Consider the following 16,118-nt stretch of genomic DNA (forward strand, 5'->3'; position numbering starts at 1 on the left):
CGGCTAGCCCTTCTTGTCGGCGCCTTCGATGCTGCGATGTAAAGCCTCCATGATCGAGACGACGTTGCCGCCATTGCCTTCTTCGGCCGGCGTTTCGCGTGAGGACGAGACGGGTTTGCGCGATTTCCGCTTCCGCTTGGCGGCGATGAGCTTGAGCAGTTCCTCCTGGACGGGGTCCTTGAGCATATCCGGCTGCCAGGGTTGACTTTGCTTTTGAATAAGCCGCTCGACCAGCTTGAGCGCCTTGGGATCCGTCTTCGTCTTGGCGATGCCGTCAAAAACGGCCGCCGGGTCGCGCCGCTCGTCGCCATAATGCAGCGTCCAAAGGACAATACCTGGATCGCGCGGTGCCAGGAGAACCGCATGCTCGCGTCTATAAAGCACGAGCCGCGCGATGCCGACCGTCCGGGTAGCTGTCATCGCCGCCCGAATCACCGCAAAAGCCTCCGCGGCCACGGAATCGTCCGGGAACAGGTAATGAGCGCGATCATACCAGGTCCGCTCGATAGAAGAGGCAGGCACGAAGCTCTCGATGTCGATCGTGCGCGTACTCTCCAGAGCCACCGCCTCGATCTCGTCGTCCTCCAGCACGATATATTGGCCGTCGGCGACCTCGTAGCCTTTGACCTCATCCCCTTCGCGCACGGGCTTGCCGCTCTCGACGTCCTGGTAGCGGCTTTCGACTCGATTACCGGTTGCCCGGTTGAGCGTGTGGAAGCGCACTTTCTGGCTCTCAGTCGTGACCGGCATCATCGCGACCGGGCAGGTCACAAGCGACAATTTCAGGTAGCCCTTCCAGAATGCCCGCTGCGCCATGGTTCCTCTCCTGTCCTAGCTCAAAACAGCGTGCGGCTGCCCAGTCGGTTCCGTGTCGGCTGATAAGCCCGCCGCATTGACCTGACATCCTATTGGGAAGAATATGACGGTCGACGCTGAACGAATTAGAAAGAGGCCAAAAAGATGGATCCAGCCCTAGTTCTCGATCGGGTGAGCAAGCCCGTGACCGAGTTCCTGAACGGCCCGCTGGGCCTCTTGATCGATGGCGAATGGTCGAATGCCCAGTCTGGCAAGACCTTCGACGTCTTCGATCCGGCGACCGGACAGGTCATCGCCAAGGTGGCGGAAGGTGCGGCGGCTGATGTCGATCGCGCGGCCGTCGCGGCAAGACGTGCCTTTGAGAGTGGTCCCTGGGCCAAGATGAAGCCGGCCGACCGCACCCAGTTGCTACTCAAGCTGGCCGATCTCATGGAGCAGCATGCTGACGAGCTCTCCGAGATCGAATCGCTCGACAACGGCAAGCCTGTCAGCGTCGCCTCGGTGGCCGACATTCCAGGCTCGATCGCCATGTTCCGCTACATGGCCGGCTGGGCCACGAAGCTGAATGGAACCCATATCAATCTTTCGGCTCCGGGCGACTATCACAGCTACACGACGCGCGAGCCCGTTGGGGTCGTCGGCCAGATCATTCCCTGGAATTTCCCCCTCCTGATGGCCGCCTGGAAACTGGCACCGGCTCTCACCGCGGGGTGTACGATCATCCTCAAGACGGCCGAGCAGACGCCGCTTTCGGCCATTCGTCTGGGCCAGCTGATCCAGGAAGCCGGATTCCCCAAAGGTGTCGTCAATATCATTTCCGGCTTCGGCGAGACGGCCGGCGCCGCCCTGGCAGCCCATCCCGACGTCGACAAGATCGCCTTTACGGGCTCAACCGAGGTAGGCCGGCTCATCGTCAAGGCCGCCACCGGCAACCTGAAGAAGGTCACGCTCGAGCTTGGCGGCAAATCGCCGGTTATCGTCTTTGATGATGCCGACCTCGATGTCACCGTACCGGGCGTGGCCTCCGGCATCTTCTTCAATCAGGGTCAGACTTGCTGTGCTGGCTCGCGCCTATATGTGCATGAGAAGATGTTCGATCGCGTGGTCGAAGGCATCGCTGGCGAGGCTGAAAAGATCAAGATTGGCCATGGCCTCGACCCCGCCACGCAGATGGGGCCGCTCGTCTCGGAAGAGCAGTTTCATCGGGTGACCGGTTACATCGCGGCCGGACGCGAGGAAGGTGCGCGTGTCGCCACCGGTGGCGAGCGGTACGGTGACCGCGGTTATTTCGTTCAACCCACGGTGCTGGCCGACACCAATGCCAGCATGAAGGTCGTCCAAGAGGAGATCTTTGGCCCGGTCCTTTGCGCCGAGCGCTTCAATGACGACGATCTCGACCGGATCGCCAAGATCGCCAACCAGTCCGAATATGGTCTGGCGGCCAGTGTCTGGACCAGGAATGTCAGCCTTGCGCACAAGATGGCGGCGCGCATCAAGGCCGGCACGGTCTGGGTGAACTGCCACAATATCTTCGATGCAGCGCTTCCTTTCGGTGGCTACAAGCAATCGGGATGGGGTCGCGAGATGGGCGAGTTCGTCTTCCAGAGCTATTTGGAGACCAAGGCGGTCACCATCAAGCTCTGATCCACATCGTCCGGCATGCGCTGACGCGCATGCTCAAGATGGCTGAGAGGCGGGGTAAAGCCCGCCTCTTTTGTTTTGGTAGCGCCGGCCGGCCCCTGTCTGAGAAAAAACAAATGCCGTCGTTGCCAGCTTTGGTCTTCCGACAAGCCGCCATGCGCTGGAGTGCTTTTGCGTGCTGGCTTGTGCTTAGCCATGCGGCTTAGATGCACTGCGCATGTGCCATCCTTCGTCACGTACTTGCGTGGATGCGAAACTGCGCTCGTTGATTAGCCGTCCACCCAATAGACCCGAAAAATTGAGGAGTGCTTCGGAAGAGGAAAGGGACTTGAATCCCCGATCGCAACGCCGATCAGCGTCACGTCCACCAAGCGGGCTTGCCAAGCTTCGCTAGAAAGGCTTTCGATGAGAAGGCCTAGCTTGCTGGATGGAAATTAAGATGACACTTCGTCGGCTCGCCGCTTTCGGCGCTCTTTGCAGCCTCATGATGCCTTACGCGGATGCAGCCCGCGCGGCGGGCGCCGCCGAGGGTCAGCTCGATATCGTCGCCTGGCCCGGCTATATCGAGCGGGGCGAAAGCGACAAAGCCTATGACTGGGTATCGGATTTCGAGCAGCAGACCGGCTGCAAGGTCTCGGTCAAGACGGCCAGCACCTCCGACGAGATGGTCTCCTTGATGAACCAAGGCGGCTTCGACCTCGTCACGGCCTCGGGCGATGCCAGCCTCAGGCTGATCGCCGGCAAGCGCGTGCAGCCGATCGACGTGGGCAAGATCCTGAACTGGCAGTTCGTCGATCCCAGGCTGAAGGATGCGCCCTGGTTTACCGTGGGCGGCAAGCATTACGGCGTTCCTTATCAATGGGGGCCCAATGTCCTCATGTATAATACGGATGTATTCAAGAAGGCGCCATCCAGTTGGGATGTCGTCTTCGAAGAGCAGACGCTGCCCGACGGCAAGTCGAACAAGGGCAGGGTCCAGGCCTATGACGGTGCCATCTACATTGCCGATGCCGCTCTCTATTTGAAAAGCAAGCAGCCCGAGCTCAAGATCAAGGATCCCTATGAGCTGACGGAGCAGCAATATCAGGCGGCGCTGGACCTCCTGCGCAAGCAGCATGAACTGGTCCAGCGCTATTGGCACGACGCCAATCTGCAGGTCGACGATTTTACCAACGAGGGTGTCGTTGCCTCCAGTTCCTGGCCCTTCCAGGTCAATCTTCTAAAGAGCCAGAATAAGCCCATCGCCAGCGTCGTGCCCAAGGAAGGCTCGACCGGCTGGGCCGACACGACGATGATGCATGTCGACGCCAAGCACCCCAATTGCGCCTATCTTTGGCTGAACCACTCGCTGCAACCCAAGGTCCAGGGCGACGTTGCCGCATGGTTCGGCTCGGTGCCGGTCGTGCCGAGTGCCTGCAAGGGCAACGCCCTCTTAACCGACACGGGTTGTGCTACCAACGGCTACGACAATTTCGCCAAGATTGCCTTCTGGCGCACGCCTGTTGCCAAATGCGCCAGCCAGGCTGAAGGCTGCGTTCCCTATTCGCGCTGGGCCAGTGACTATATCGCCATCCTGGGCGGCCGCTGACCGGCATTATTCATGACTATTTCAGGTATCGTGAGGCTGGAGCAGGTCTCACGCCATTTCGGCGCCACGCGCGCAGTCGACGCGGTCGATCTCACCATCACCGAGGGTGAGTTCTTTGCCATGCTTGGTCCCTCGGGCTCGGGCAAGACGACCTGCCTGCGATTGATCGGCGGTTTCGAGCAGCCAGATAGCGGCCATATCGTCATTGACGGTCAGCGGGCGGAGGGGCTTCCCCCTTATCGCCGTCCCGTCAACACGGTCTTCCAGGATTATGCCCTCTTCCCCCATATGAGCGTTGGTCAGAACGTCGCCTATGGGCTCAAGGTGCGCGGTCAGGGCCGGGCTGAGCGCGACCGGGAGGCGCTGGATGCCTTGCGCCTGGTACGCCTCGATGGCCTGGCCGATCGCCGCCCGTCCCAACTCTCAGGAGGCCAGCGGCAGCGCGTGGCCCTGGCGCGCGCTCTTGTCCTCCATCCCAAAGTTCTTCTCCTCGACGAGCCTTTGGGTGCCCTCGACCTCAAGCTGCGCGAGGAGATGCAGGTCGAGCTCAAGAGTCTGCAGCGACGGCTCGGTCTTACCTTTGTCTTCGTCACCCATGATCAGGGCGAGGCACTCTCGATGGCGGACAGGGTGGCCGTCTTCGACCGCGGCAAGGTCGCCCAGCTTGGCACGCCCGAAGATGTCCATGACCGGCCACGCACGCGCTTTGTCGCCGGCTTCGTCGGCGCGGCCAACGTGCTGGAGCCCGCGGTCTCGGCAGCATTGGGTGGCCCCGAGGCCCTCGTCAGCCTCCGGCCCGAGAAGATCGGGCTTCTGGCACCGGATACCAGGCCGCGCGACGATGCCCTGGAGGCTCGGATCGTCGACATCTCCTATCAGGGCGCCTTTCGCCGCCTGCAGGTCGAATTGCGGACGGGCATGCGCCTGAGCGTCCAGGTCGCCGCGTCGATCTCGGCTTCTTTCAGCCAGGGCATGGTGGTCTGGCTGAACGTGCCGTCTGCCGCCTTCAATCTGCTCGAGGCGGACTGAAGGCCATGAGCACCGGCATCCCGCATGTCGCGCGATCGACGAGGCTCAGCGATCTCCTGGTGCTGCGACCCCGCCTGCTGATCCTTCTGCTTCTGCTGCCGCCTTTGCTCTGGCTGGGCATCATCTATTTGGGCTCGTTACTGCTGCTGCTGGCTCAAGCCTTCTTCGCACTGGACGATTTTTCGGGCGTGGTCGTCTACGACCCAACGCTCGCGACCCTGGCCCAGCTGTTTCAGCCGGCCAATCTCGATATCCTCTGGCGAACCGTCCTGATCGCTTTGGTCGTGACCTGCCTTTCGGTAACCCTGGCCTTCCCGCTTGCCTATTACGCCGCCCGGCATGCGAGAGGCTGGAAGCGGCCCTGCCTTTATCTGGCCGTGATGATGCCGCTCTGGTCCAGCTATTTGGTCAAGGTCTACGCATGGAAACTCCTTTTATCCCGCGAAGGGGCCATTGGCTGGATGGCGGAAGCACTGCACGCAACGCCGTTGCTCTCAGCCTGGCTGGCCCTGCCGGTCCTGGGCGGCCCCTCGCTCTCAACGAGCTATACCGGCATGGTGCTCGTCTTCACCTATCTCTGGCTCCCCTTCATGATCCTGCCCTTGCAGACCGTCCTGGAGCGGCTGCCGCAAAGCCTGCTCCAGGCGGCAAGCGATCTGGGTGCTACGCCTTGGCGACGCTTTGTCGATATTGTCCTGCCGCTCAGCTTACCGGGCGTGGTAGCAGGAGCGATCTTCACCTTCTCGCTGACGCTGGGCGACTATATCGTGCCACAGATTGTCGGGACGTCGGCCCTGGTACTGGGTCAGGCCGTCTACACGCTGCAGGGAACAGCCGGGAATCTACCTTTGGCAGCCGCGTTCGCGATCGTCCCGATCCTCATCATGATCGTCTTTCTGGCCGTGGCCAAGCGGACGGGAGCGTTCGATGCGCTCTGAACGCCAGGGCCGCGGCCTGCTCCGCGTAGGTGCGTTCATCACCCTTTTGTTCCTGTACCTGCCCTTGGCGCTCGTTGTCCTCTACGCCTTCACGACGGAGGAGCGGAGCTACCAGTTTCCGCCGCCCGGGCTGACCCTTCGCTGGTTCGCGGTGGCCTGGAGCCGAACCGATATCTGGTCAGCGCTCTCGCTCTCACTGCAGGTGGCAGCCGTGGCCACCCTTCTGGCGCTGTTCCTGGGCACGCTGGCGGCAGGCGGCCTTGCTCGCACGCGATTCTTCGGCAAGGACCAGATCGCCCTTTTGCTGATCCTGCCGATAGCGCTGCCCGGCATCGTCACGGGCCTGGCGATGCGCTCCAGCTTCGATCTCCTCGAGATCCCCTTCTCCTTTCTGACGATCGTGCTCGGCCACGCCACCTTTTGCATCGTCATCGTCTACAACAATGCCGTGGCGAGGCTTCGACGCCTCTCGCCTTCCTTGATCGAAGCGTCGATGGATTTGGGAGCCTCGGCCTTTCAGACGTTCCGATGGATCATCCTGCCCAATATAGCCAAGGCCCTCCTGGCCGGCGGCATGCTGGCCTTCGCCTTGTCCTTCGATGAGGTCATCGTCACCACCTTCACCGCGGGCCAGCAGCAGACCCTGCCCATCTGGATGCTTGGCGAACTGATTCGGCCACGTCAGCGACCCGTGACCAATGTCGTGGCTGTCCTGGTCATCTTGATCACCGCTCTTCCTCTTGTCCTGGCCTATTATCTGGCCCGGGACGGCGGCGAGGAGCACCCCTGATGAGATCCGGCGCCCCACTACCAGCTTTGATGCTCGGCGGCCGCGAGCTTGGCCTGGGCGCGCTCGAGCTCCTGGCCTACCTCGTCAAACAGGGCGGCCAAACGATGGTCCCCGTCCCGGCGATTGCGATCCGCCAAGTCCTTAAGCTCGGCCTCGGCCGCGTCCAGGGCGCGGCGCGCGGTCTCGAGATCCAACAACATATCCATCTATCATCCCCTTCGCTTTGGCCACGGCCTGGACGCGGATATCGGCGTCCTGTCTCTGCAAGCGGATATGCCTGCCTACGCCCTCCGCGCGCAATCGCGAGAACTGGCCTCATTTTCGCTTTGGTCTCCCAAGCTTTCCTTGGCCCACCACTCCTGGAGAATGCCTGTTGACCCATTCCCTGCGACGACACCCGCCACGGATCGTCTGATCATGAGCGCCTCGGCCCTGACGACGCCCCCGAATCTGCCCAAAAATAGGGCAAGCGGCGTCAATACGCCTCTGGTGGAGGTGCATGAGCTGGTTAAGCGCTTCGAAAGCTTTACGGCGCTCAACAATGTGTCGCTGCGTATCGGCCGCTCGGAGTTCTTCACGCTGCTGGGTCCGTCGGGCTGCGGCAAGACGACACTGCTTCGCATCATCGCCGGCTTCGAGCACCCCTCGGCAGGCGCCCTGCGCCTCGATGGCGAAGACCTCATCGCCCTGGGGCCGAATCAGCGGCCGATCAACACGGTCTTCCAGAGCTACGCCCTCTTTCCGCACATGAACGTGCGCGACAATGTGGCCTTTGGGCTCTCCATGCTGCGCGCCAAGCCTGCGGTGATCGCCGAACGAGTCGAGGAGATGTTGGCCCTCGTCAAGCTCGGCCACTTGGCCGACCGGCGGCCGGCCCAGCTCTCCGGTGGCCAGCAGCAACGCGTGGCCCTGGCCCGCGCCCTGGCGCCCAGGCCGCGCCTTCTCCTGCTGGACGAGCCGCTCTCGGCACTCGATTTCAAGCTCAGGAAGGAGATGCAGTTCGAGCTCAAGCGGCTGCAGCGCGAGACTAACGTCACCTTTGTCCTGGTGACCCATGACCAGGAGGAAGCGCTCACGATGTCGGACCGCATCGCCGTCATGAGCGAGGGCCTGCTCCAGCAGGTAGGCACACCCGAGGAGATCTACGAGACACCCGCCAACCGCTTCGTCGCCGACTTCATCGGTGAAGCCAATCTCCTGGCCGGCCGCAGTCTGGGGCGTGCCAGAGACGATCTCGTCATGGTGCGGCCCGAACGCGTCAGCCTGAAGCGGCCGGGACCGGGTGTGAACGGCAAGGCAATGGGCATCGTCACCCTCGTCACCTATGTAGGCGCTGATACGATCTACGAGACCGAATTGCCTGATAGCGTCGTGGTCAAGGCGCGCATGCGTGACCGCGAGGATCGCTTCGCGCCCGGCGACCAAGTGGCGATCGACTGGCCGGACCGGGCGGAGCGCATGCTGGGCGCTGCCCCGGAGACCGGAGTGGCGGCATGACGCCCAGACGAGCACTCCTCCTGCTCCTGCCATCAATCCTCATGATCGGCATCTTCATGGCCGTGCCGATGATCGTCGGCCTCGTCTATTCCTTCATGACGGCCGATTCCACGGGCGGCGTCGAAATGCCCTTTACGTTCGATGCCTATATTTCGCTACTCTACGAACGCGACTTCGACGATACGCTGCTCTTCACCTCCGACTATCTGATCATCATTCTGCGATCGGTCGGTGTGGCCGCCATCGTCACGCTGCTCTGCCTGGTCATGGCATTGCCGCTTGCCTGGTACATCACCTGCCAGCCGGAACGGCGCCGGCCAGGCCTCCTCTTCATCGTCAGCCTGCCTTTTTGGATCAACATGCTGATCCGGACTTATTGCTGGGTCCTCATCCTGCGCGACCAGGGGCTGATCAACATCCTCCTCATGAAGTTGGGCCTGATCTCCAGCCCCCTGCCGCTGCTCTATAATAACGGCGCCGTCTTCCTGGGCCTCGTCTATACCTTCCTGCCCTTCATGGTGCTGCCGATCTACGCCACGCTTGAGCGCCAGGATCCCAAGCTGATCGAGGCTGCCTTCGATCTTTATGCCACGCGCTGGGCTGTGGCCCGACGGGTCGTCTGGCCCTTGGCCAAGCCCGGCGTTATCGCTGGCACGCTCTTGGTCTTCGCCCCGGCGCTAGGGTCCTACCTGGCCCCGGACCTTTTGGGTGGCGGCAAGCAGCTCTATATCGGCAACCTTATCCAGATGCAGTTCTCGACCTCGCGCAATTGGCCCTTCGGCGCCGCCCTGGCAACGCTCATCACCGTGGTCATTCTGGGCGCGATGATCTGGCAGCAAAAACGCGTGCGCCGCGTGGGGCTGCCGCTATGAGGGCCCGCCCATTCGACTGGCGCAAAACGCCCGGCATCGCGCCGTTCGCCGCCTTCGCCATCATTTTCCTCTATGCGCCGCTCGTCGTGCTCGTCATTTACGCTTTCAACGCCAACAATGTCGTGACGATCTGGACGAGCTTCAGCCTCAAATGGTTTGGCGTCGCCATACAAGATCAGGCGATTCGCGATGCGACGTTCAACAGCATCGTCGTCGCCGTCGCCTCGACGATCCTAGCAACGATCATCGCTACCCTGGGTGCGCTCGGCCTCGAACGCGGGCCGAACTTTCGTGGGCGTGGCACGGCCATCGGTCTGGTGGGCCTGCCGCTCGTGGTGCCCGAGATCGTCACGGCGGTAACGACCCTGGTCTTTTTCTCCGGCATCGGACTCAATCTGGGTCTCTTCAATCTCATCATCGCCCATACCGTCTTTTGTATCCCCTTCGCCATGCTGCCGATTCAGGCGCGGCTGAAGGAAATGCCGGCGGGTGTGGAGGAGGCAGCGCGCGATCTCTATGCCGACGAGCGCCGCCTCTTCATGAAGGTCACCCTGCCGCTTCTGGCACCGGGCATCATGTCGGGTGCCATGCTGGCCTTCGTCACGTCGCTCGATGACTTCATCATCAGCCTGATGCTGGCAGGCGCCGGGACGACCACCCTGCCCGTCTACATCTACAGCATGCTTCGGGTGGGCGTGACCCCGGAGATCAACGCGATCTCGACACTCCTCCTTCTCCTCTCACTCATCTTCGTCGTGGCGGCCCTGCTTTTGACGCGCAAGCGAAGCTGAACGCCAGGTCGTGCCGACGATGACGACCGCTTCTTTTTTTGGCTTCCCTAGAAAACCAAGGAACCGTCTATGGCGCGGAAGATGAAATCGCTGATTGCCGCATTGATGCTCGTGGGTGGGGCCGGCGCGGCGGGCACGCCGGCAATGGCGCAAAGCGGCGGCGAGCTGCATATCTATAACTGGACCGATTACACCTCGAGCGAGATGATCAAGAAGTTCGAGGCGGAAACCGGGATCAAGGTCACGGTCGACACCTACGATTCGAACGAGACGCTGCTGGCCAAGCTGAAGGCCGGAGGCGGCGGCTATGACATCGTCGTCGCCTCGAACGACTTCGTGCCGATCCTCATCAAGTCGAAGCTGATTCAGGAAGTCGATCCCTACAAGATGGACACCTACGACAATCTTACCGACGTGGGTAAGAATCGCAGTTGGGATCCCGGCAGCAAATACACGATCCCCTATCAGTGGGGCACGACCTCCTACGTCGCGGACACGGCCATCTACAAAGGGCCGATGAACAGCTTGAAGGAACTCTTCGAGCCGGCCCCGGAACTCAAGGGCAAGATCGGCATGTTCGGCTCGCCAAGCGAGGTCATGGCTCTCGTGCTCGTCTACATGGGCAAGCCGCAATGCAACACGAATCCGGCCGATCTGAAGCAGGCCCAGGCGATCCTGGAAGCGCAAAAGCCCTTCGTGAAGCTCTATAACTCCGATGGCATCCACGATCGCATGATTGCCGGCGAGACCGTCATGCACCAGTCCTGGTCCGGCGGGAGTGCTCGCGCGCGCTTCGGTCGCCCGACAGTCGCCTATGCCTTTCCCAAGGAAGGCGTCGTCGGCTGGATGGACAATGTGGCCGTGCCCACAAGTGCGACCAATGTCGAGAACGCCAAGAAGTTCATGGCCTTCCTGATGAAGCCCGAGAATATCGCGATGACCAGCAACGAGGTCGTCTACCAGAGCGCGGTCAAGGGCGTTGAGAAATACTTGAAGCCCGAGCTCGCCGATGCGCCGGAATTCAAGGTGCCCGAAGGCGAGAAGATCGTCTTCTCCGAGCCTTGCTCGGAAGATGCGATCCGCTTCTACGACCGCATTTGGACCAAGCTGCGCAAGTAGGCCCAGGCCGGCCACTTCCCTCTTCCTCCCGGCTGCGCCACCTTGGTCAGCGAGGTGCGTTGCCGGGAGGCTCGGATGAGCAAGCTTTCGATCAATCGCGACACCAAGCTCTGCATGTCGCTCTCAGGACGGCCGGGGAATTTCGGCACGCGATTCCAAAATTATCTCTACGACGAATTGAACCTCGATTTCGTCTATAAGGCCTTCACGACCACGGATCTCCCTGCCGCCATCGGAGGGATTCGCGCCTTGAACATTCGCGGCTGTGCGGTCTCGATGCCCTTCAAAGAGGCCTGCATCCCTCTGGTCGACGAACTGGATCCCTCGGCCGCCGCCATCGGCTCGGTCAATACGATCGTCAATGATGACGGCCACCTGCACGCCTATAATACCGACTATATCGCCATCGAACGGCTGATCGAGCGCCACGCGATCGACGAGGGAACGCGCTTTGTGCTTCTGGGCAGTGGTGGCATGGCCAAGGCCGTGGCGTCTGCCATGCGCGACAAAGGCCTCGCGAACGGGACGATCGTCGCCCGCAACGCAGAGGCGGGTCAGGCCCTGGCCACTTCTTGCGGCTATGACTGGCGCCCGAAACTCGATTTCGAGCCTGCCATGCTGGTCAACGTCACACCGATCGGCATGGCCGGTGGCCCCGAGGCCGATAGCCTGGCCTTCTCCGCCCGGACGGTGGCGGCGGCCAGCATCGTCATCGACGTCGTAGCGCTGCCGCCCGAGACCCCCTTGATCCGACTGGCACGCGAGCTCGGCAAGACGGTGATCACCGGCGCCGAGGTCATCGTTCTCCAGGGGCTCGAGCAGTTCGTCCTCTATACCGGCGTTCGGCCAGACGACGCCCTCCTGGCGCGCGCCGCGGCCTTCGCCCTGGGCTAGGACCCGGAAGGCAGCCCGGTTCGGGTCCGCTCAGGCGGCGGCCGGCATAGGCTGGTGCATGCTGCTCAAGGTCTGCAGACAGGCATCTGCCACCTCGCGGCCCTTCACCTTGAAGTGCTCCACGAAAAAAGCCCGATGGGCGTCGTGTTCGTGGAATTGATGCGGCGTCAGCACGGCCGAGAAGATCGGCACCTGGGTTTCGAGCTGGACGTTCATCAGGCCCGAGATCACAGCCTGGGCGACGAAATCATGGCGGTAGATACCACCATCAACGACCAGAGCGGCGCCTACCACCGCAGCGTGCTGCCCGGCTTTTGACAATAGCTTGGCGCGCAGCGGGATCTCGAAGGCACCCGGCACGGAGACGATGTCGATGGCACTGGCAGGTACGCCCAGTTCCCGCATGCGTTCCAGGAACGATTCCCGGCATTGAGCGACGATGTCGCTGTGCCAGCCCGCCTGGATGAAGGCGATACGGCCGTTGAGGCGGTTGATCAACGCATGACTGGTGGTGACAAGTTCGGACTGATTCATCTCGGCTGTTCCTGTTAGCCAGAAATAAAATCAGGGCATGATGAACGTCACGCGATGACGGACCTTGCGGCGGCCGCCATCGGTTAGGCTCAATCTCTTCCGTCCGGACTATGACCGTCGGCTTCGGAATTGCACCGAATCTGCTGACACCGCCGATGGCGATGATCGCTCGCGGGCTCTGCCGTCGCGCTTGCGCGCGAATGCTTACCGCCGGTGAGGAATTTCACCTCGCCCCGAGATCGTGCGCTTATCTAAACGCTGGTTCAACGCTCGTTCAAGAACTTTGCACCGGCGCTTGCCGGCGCGCATCGCCGCATGTGTGCTTCTCAAGGGTCGCCCGGCACGCCGTAGCTTGGCGCTTCACTCGGATCGAGGGCGCGGTCGATATAGGCCTGCATCTGCGGTGCATAGATTTCCCAGGCGAGCGCGAGCGCCTTGATAGGATCTTCCTCGTGCCAATCGACCCGAAGGTCGACGAGCGGCCAGGACGTCCTGTCGACAACCAGAAGACCAGCCGAATGCACCGGGCCGGCCTCGCCACCCGCTGCCTGGCCCGCAACCAGTGCGGCAAGCAGGCGGAAGCCCAGATGGCCCTCGGTCTGGGCAAAGGCACTCACCATGCGGGCAGGCACCTCCGGGTTGGCCAAAAGATTGCCGGCCGCCACGACGTTCTGGCTCCTGGCGGCCCCATGCGTGCCCAGAGTCTTGGCACCGATATGCACGCCGACACCGCCTTGGCTGTCGACGGCCGTCAGCTGGCGATAGGCGCCGAAAGGGGTGCTGCGAGCCGCGATCTTGACGGCTTCTTCGGCCGAGGCGCCATGGGCCATGAGATCGAGCATTTGCTGGCCTAGCGCCGGATCGGTGACGTTCTGCGAAGCGGCCGCGCCCACCTTGGCCCGCGCATGGGCGCAACGGGCGGCTACGGCAGGCGACGACGACGAGACGACCATGCCGAACATGCCGGTACGGGCACAGCGGGCGGCGAGCGAGAAGGTCATGCGAAGCCCAATTCAGGACAGCCGGTTCAAGACGGTCAGTTCACGACGGTATGACGGCGGTGACGTCGACCTCGACGACCCATTCGGGTCGTGCCAGGGCCTGGACAACGAGGCCAGTGAACACCGGATGGACACCCTTAAACCATTGGCCGAGCTCGCGGTAGACGGCCTCGCGGTAGCGGATGTCCGTAAGGTAGACGACGACCTTGCAGACATGCGCCAGTTCGGAGCCGCTTTCCTCCAGCAGCAGCTTGACGTTCTCCATGGCTTTCCGCGCCTGGCCACCTGGGTCGCCCACGGCGACATTCTCGCGCGTGTCCAGATCCTGCGCCACCTGGCCGCGCAGATAGACGGTATTGCCGGCAATGACGGCCTGCGCCAGATCGTTGTCGAGCCGCTGCTCGGGGTAGGTATCCTTGGTGTTGAATGGCCGGATGCGCTTGTGGATCAAGGAACTTACTCCCGAAAAATGACGATGAGGTTAAAAGATCAGGCGGCGCGCTGGAGGCGATGATAGGCGCGGTCGCTGTAGAGGAGAGGGCTGGCGCTGGTCTGGGTCGCAACGGCAATGATACGGCCGGCGACGATCCGGTGCGTGCCAAAGGCGTAGCTCTCGACCAGCGCGCAGTCGAATCCGCAAAGGGCGCCCTCCAGCAAGGGGACGCTGCTAGCCAGGCTGTACCATGAACCGGCGCCGAACCGGTCCTCCTTGAAGGCTGGCAGGAAGCCCGCGAAGGCCTCGGCGACCTGATGCTGTCCGTGGGCCAGAACGCTGGCACCGAAGACCCCATTGGCCAAAATCGAGGGCAAGGTGCTGCTGGCCTCGTGAACGCAAAAGAGCACCGAAGGTGGCTCCAGCGAGAGCGAGGAAAAGCTGGACACGGTGAGGCCCGCCCGGCCGGCCGCACCCTCCGTCGTAATGACCGTGACGCCCGAGGCCATGAGGCGCATGGCATTCTTGACGACGGCCGGATCAAGGGCGGCCTCAGCCAAGAATGTTCTCCGAAAGGCCGGCCGATTTGCGCACGAAATCCAGCGGGCCCTTGAAGTCGAAGCTGTGATAGACGGCGTTCAGGTGGTTGAAATGCGGCGCCTGCGCGAATTGTACAAACGTCAGGCGATGTCCCGCATAATCGGAATTCAGGAGATCGCGGGCGAAAGCCAGCAGCTTGCGTCGATCCTCGGCCGACCACTGGTCGTTGAGCGTATAGAATTTCTTCAACCAGGCGCCGGATTCCTCGGCGGCAAAGGAAGCGGCGTTGGGCGTGACGCAGATCTGACCGCCGCAGAGCTCGCGCGCGATATGCATCATCTGCGGCAGGTTGGAGCAAGCGAAGACGCGGCCGGCATAGAGCATCGACTGATGCGGCATGAGCAGGCCGCCGGGGCTCTCTTGCGCCGCGGCGATCGAGGCCGTCAGATGGGCGTTGATGCCCTCGCGGTAGCAGACGAGGTCGGCGAGCTTCGCCTTGACGGCGTCCAGCTTGTCGAGGCCGGTCTGCCTTGCATTCCACATGGCGGCACCGATCAGCATGTCGGCCACGTAGAGAAGCCGGTGCACATAGGGGAAGGCGCTGTAGCGGTGCAGGGTCGAACGGATGAACTGGGCCGCCTTGGTATGGCGGTAGAAGAAGACGTCCTCCCACGGGATAAGGACGTCATCGAAGATCACGAGGGCTTCGACCTCGTCGAACTTGTTGGCGAGCGGGTAATCCTCCGCGCTGCCGCGCCCGGCAAAGCCCGATCGGCAGATATGCTTCACGCCGGGAGCACCCATCTTGACGATACAGCCAAGCGCATAGTCGGAGAGCTTGTCATTCACCCAGGCACCAAAGGTGGGCTTGAGAAAGGCCTGGTCGGCATAGGCAGCGGCCGTCTCGTATTTGGCGCCGCGGATGACGATGCCGGCATCGGTCTCCCGCACAACCCGAACCATCATGTCGGGATCCTGGTCTTGCGGCGGACGGGATCGGTCCCCTTTGGGGTCGGTGTTGGCCGAGACGTGGAAAATGTCGTTGTCGAAGACGGCTTTAATGTGACGATCGATATTGGCATCGAAACGGGAATCGATCTCGCTCAAAACGTCGCGGCCATCCATGAGCGACCACATCTCGCCCACGGTTTCGTCGCCCACGCGGGTGACGACCCCGCCAATGTCGTTCATCACCAGATCGACAGCTCGGACCTTGTCTTGCCAGTCCTGCTGCTGGCGGGGCGGACGGTAAAAGATTGAATTGCGCTCCTGCCCGTCCTGATAGGTCAAAGCCGAGGCATAGCGTTCCTCGTGCGCCATGTCGTACATGCGCGCCCGGATATCGACGATCGGCTTAAAGGCTGGATGCGTCGTCACGTCCTTGACGCGTTCGCCATCGATCCAGATTTCGCGCCCGTCGCGCAAACCTTCGCGATATGTCTGGCCGGTCCGCAGCATCGCCGCTCCAATCTCTTCCTGTCGAACGCATGGTGCGTCGCGGGGACCGCCGGGTAAAATAGTAATTTCTGGGCATTGGAATAGCGCGAACCGATCGAAACATTCTGTCTGCTGCCGGGCAATACTTCGAGAGGCTGTTGTCCGCGCCGGTTCGGATTATGCATTACTCATTATGCC

17 protein-coding genes and 1 riboswitch are annotated in these 16,118 nt (G+C 62.1%); of the genes, 10 read left to right on the forward strand and 7 right to left on the reverse strand.

What is annotated here, in order from left to right; genetic code table 11:
* Positions 1-3: 3 nt before the first annotated feature.
* Positions 4-816 (reverse strand): non-homologous end joining protein Ku, encoded by an 813-nt coding sequence (gene ku / locus CFB17_RS13235; RefSeq protein WP_088562035.1) that lies wholly within the window; start codon positions 814-816, stop codon positions 4-6.
* Positions 817-960: 144 nt separating this feature from the next.
* Here ku and CFB17_RS13240 point away from each other — a divergent pair, with 144 nt between their 5' ends.
* From CFB17_RS13240 to CFB17_RS13260, 5 genes are all read left to right on the forward strand, one after another.
* A complete protein-coding gene (locus CFB17_RS13240; RefSeq protein ID WP_088562036.1) occupies positions 961-2,460 on the forward strand; it encodes an aldehyde dehydrogenase family protein in 1,500 nt (499 codons plus the stop codon).
* A 481-nt stretch (positions 2,461-2,941) separates the two neighbouring features.
* Positions 2,942-4,045, forward strand: a complete 1,104-nt coding sequence (locus tag CFB17_RS13245; protein ID WP_407642422.1) for an ABC transporter substrate-binding protein — start codon at positions 2,942-2,944, stop codon at positions 4,043-4,045.
* Between the two features lie 18 nt (positions 4,046-4,063).
* Positions 4,064-5,074, forward strand: coding sequence for an ABC transporter ATP-binding protein (locus CFB17_RS13250; RefSeq protein WP_088562078.1), 1,011 nt, complete (start codon positions 4,064-4,066; stop codon positions 5,072-5,074).
* A gap of 5 nt (positions 5,075-5,079) precedes the next feature.
* Entirely contained in the window at positions 5,080-6,012 is a 933-nt protein-coding gene (locus CFB17_RS13255; protein WP_088562038.1) for an ABC transporter permease, read from the forward strand.
* Positions 6,002-6,802 (forward strand): ABC transporter permease, encoded by an 801-nt coding sequence (locus CFB17_RS13260; protein WP_088562039.1) that lies wholly within the window; start codon positions 6,002-6,004, stop codon positions 6,800-6,802. Before CFB17_RS13255 ends, CFB17_RS13260 begins: the two co-directional genes overlap by 11 nt.
* 17 nt (positions 6,803-6,819) lie before the next feature.
* On the opposite strand, the gene CFB17_RS13265 is transcribed toward CFB17_RS13260, so the two are convergent.
* Positions 6,820-7,008 carry a hypothetical protein gene (locus tag CFB17_RS13265; RefSeq protein ID WP_088562040.1) on the reverse strand — a complete coding sequence of 63 codons (189 nt, stop codon included), beginning with the start codon at positions 7,006-7,008 and terminating at the stop codon, positions 6,820-6,822.
* Positions 7,009-7,219: 211 nt separating this feature from the next.
* Between CFB17_RS13265 and CFB17_RS13270 the strand changes: the two genes are divergently transcribed.
* The 5 genes from CFB17_RS13270 to CFB17_RS13290 all read left to right on the forward strand — a co-directional run bounded on the left by CFB17_RS13270 (position 7,220) and on the right by CFB17_RS13290 (position 11,975).
* On the forward strand, positions 7,220-8,299 hold the full coding sequence (locus tag CFB17_RS13270) for an ABC transporter ATP-binding protein (protein ID WP_088562041.1): 1,080 nt from the start codon (positions 7,220-7,222) through the stop codon (positions 8,297-8,299).
* Positions 8,296-9,171 carry an ABC transporter permease gene (locus tag CFB17_RS13275; RefSeq protein WP_088562042.1) on the forward strand — a complete coding sequence of 292 codons (876 nt, stop codon included), beginning with the start codon at positions 8,296-8,298 and terminating at the stop codon, positions 9,169-9,171. Before CFB17_RS13270 ends, CFB17_RS13275 begins: the two co-directional genes overlap by 4 nt.
* A complete protein-coding gene (locus CFB17_RS13280) occupies positions 9,168-9,962 on the forward strand; it encodes an ABC transporter permease (protein WP_088562043.1) in 795 nt (264 codons plus the stop codon). The genes CFB17_RS13275 and CFB17_RS13280 overlap by 4 nt, the downstream gene beginning before the upstream one ends.
* A gap of 69 nt (positions 9,963-10,031) precedes the next feature.
* Positions 10,032-11,081, forward strand: a complete 1,050-nt coding sequence (locus CFB17_RS13285) for an extracellular solute-binding protein (RefSeq protein WP_243389882.1) — start codon at positions 10,032-10,034, stop codon at positions 11,079-11,081.
* A gap of 75 nt (positions 11,082-11,156) precedes the next feature.
* On the forward strand, positions 11,157-11,975 hold the full coding sequence (locus CFB17_RS13290; protein ID WP_088562044.1) for a shikimate 5-dehydrogenase: 819 nt from the start codon (positions 11,157-11,159) through the stop codon (positions 11,973-11,975).
* Positions 11,976-12,005: 30 nt separating this feature from the next.
* Here CFB17_RS13290 and CFB17_RS13295 read toward each other — a convergent pair whose 3' ends face one another.
* From CFB17_RS13295 to CFB17_RS13315, 5 genes are all read right to left on the reverse strand, one after another.
* Positions 12,006-12,509, reverse strand: coding sequence for a 6,7-dimethyl-8-ribityllumazine synthase (locus CFB17_RS13295; protein ID WP_088562045.1), 504 nt, complete (start codon positions 12,507-12,509; stop codon positions 12,006-12,008).
* 87 nt (positions 12,510-12,596) lie between these two features.
* A riboswitch (FMN riboswitch) is annotated at positions 12,597-12,754 on the reverse strand.
* Positions 12,755-12,835: 81 nt separating this feature from the next.
* Positions 12,836-13,510 (reverse strand): DUF1028 domain-containing protein, encoded by a 675-nt coding sequence (locus CFB17_RS13300; protein ID WP_088562046.1) that lies wholly within the window; start codon positions 13,508-13,510, stop codon positions 12,836-12,838.
* Between the two features lie 40 nt (positions 13,511-13,550).
* The gene (locus CFB17_RS13305; RefSeq protein WP_088562047.1) at positions 13,551-13,961 is read right to left on the reverse strand and encodes a RidA family protein; all 411 of its coding nucleotides are present in this window, start codon (positions 13,959-13,961) and stop codon (positions 13,551-13,553) included.
* A gap of 38 nt (positions 13,962-13,999) precedes the next feature.
* Positions 14,000-14,503 (reverse strand): flavin reductase family protein, encoded by a 504-nt coding sequence (locus tag CFB17_RS13310; protein WP_207762079.1) that lies wholly within the window; start codon positions 14,501-14,503, stop codon positions 14,000-14,002.
* Positions 14,496-15,941, reverse strand: a complete 1,446-nt coding sequence (locus tag CFB17_RS13315) for a 4-hydroxyphenylacetate 3-hydroxylase family protein (RefSeq protein ID WP_088562048.1) — start codon at positions 15,939-15,941, stop codon at positions 14,496-14,498. The genes CFB17_RS13310 and CFB17_RS13315 overlap by 8 nt, the downstream gene beginning before the upstream one ends.
* Positions 15,942-16,118: the final 177 nt, after the last annotated feature.

The organism is Arboricoccus pini (genome assembly GCF_900187945.1).
Lineage (GTDB): Bacteria > Pseudomonadota > Alphaproteobacteria > Geminicoccales > Geminicoccaceae > Arboricoccus > Arboricoccus pini.

Bases quoted from the DNA above. Each gene is read 5' to 3' on its own strand.
- CFB17_RS13270 (WP_088562041.1), top strand. From the start codon at position 7,220: ATGAGCGCCTCGGCCCTGACGACGCCCCCGAATCTGCCCAAAAATAGG.
- CFB17_RS13315 (WP_088562048.1), bottom strand. From the start codon at position 15,941: ATGCTGCGGACCGGCCAGACATATCGCGAAGGTTTGCGCGACGGGCGC.
- CFB17_RS13260 (WP_088562039.1), top strand. From the start codon at position 6,002: ATGCGCTCTGAACGCCAGGGCCGCGGCCTGCTCCGCGTAGGTGCGTTC.
- CFB17_RS13255 (WP_088562038.1), top strand. From the start codon at position 5,080: ATGAGCACCGGCATCCCGCATGTCGCGCGATCGACGAGGCTCAGCGAT.
- ku (WP_088562035.1), bottom strand. From the start codon at position 816: ATGGCGCAGCGGGCATTCTGGAAGGGCTACCTGAAATTGTCGCTTGTG.
- CFB17_RS13300 (WP_088562046.1), bottom strand. From the start codon at position 13,510: ATGACCTTCTCGCTCGCCGCCCGCTGTGCCCGTACCGGCATGTTCGGC.
- CFB17_RS13295 (WP_088562045.1), bottom strand. From the start codon at position 12,509: ATGAATCAGTCCGAACTTGTCACCACCAGTCATGCGTTGATCAACCGC.
- CFB17_RS13275 (WP_088562042.1), top strand. From the start codon at position 8,296: ATGACGCCCAGACGAGCACTCCTCCTGCTCCTGCCATCAATCCTCATG.
- CFB17_RS13280 (WP_088562043.1), top strand. From the start codon at position 9,168: ATGAGGGCCCGCCCATTCGACTGGCGCAAAACGCCCGGCATCGCGCCG.
- CFB17_RS13240 (WP_088562036.1), top strand. From the start codon at position 961: ATGGATCCAGCCCTAGTTCTCGATCGGGTGAGCAAGCCCGTGACCGAG.
- CFB17_RS13290 (WP_088562044.1), top strand. From the start codon at position 11,157: ATGAGCAAGCTTTCGATCAATCGCGACACCAAGCTCTGCATGTCGCTC.
- CFB17_RS13285 (WP_243389882.1), top strand. From the start codon at position 10,032: ATGGCGCGGAAGATGAAATCGCTGATTGCCGCATTGATGCTCGTGGGT.
- CFB17_RS13245 (WP_407642422.1), top strand. From the start codon at position 2,942: ATGATGCCTTACGCGGATGCAGCCCGCGCGGCGGGCGCCGCCGAGGGT.
- CFB17_RS13265 (WP_088562040.1), bottom strand. From the start codon at position 7,008: ATGGATATGTTGTTGGATCTCGAGACCGCGCGCCGCGCCCTGGACGCG.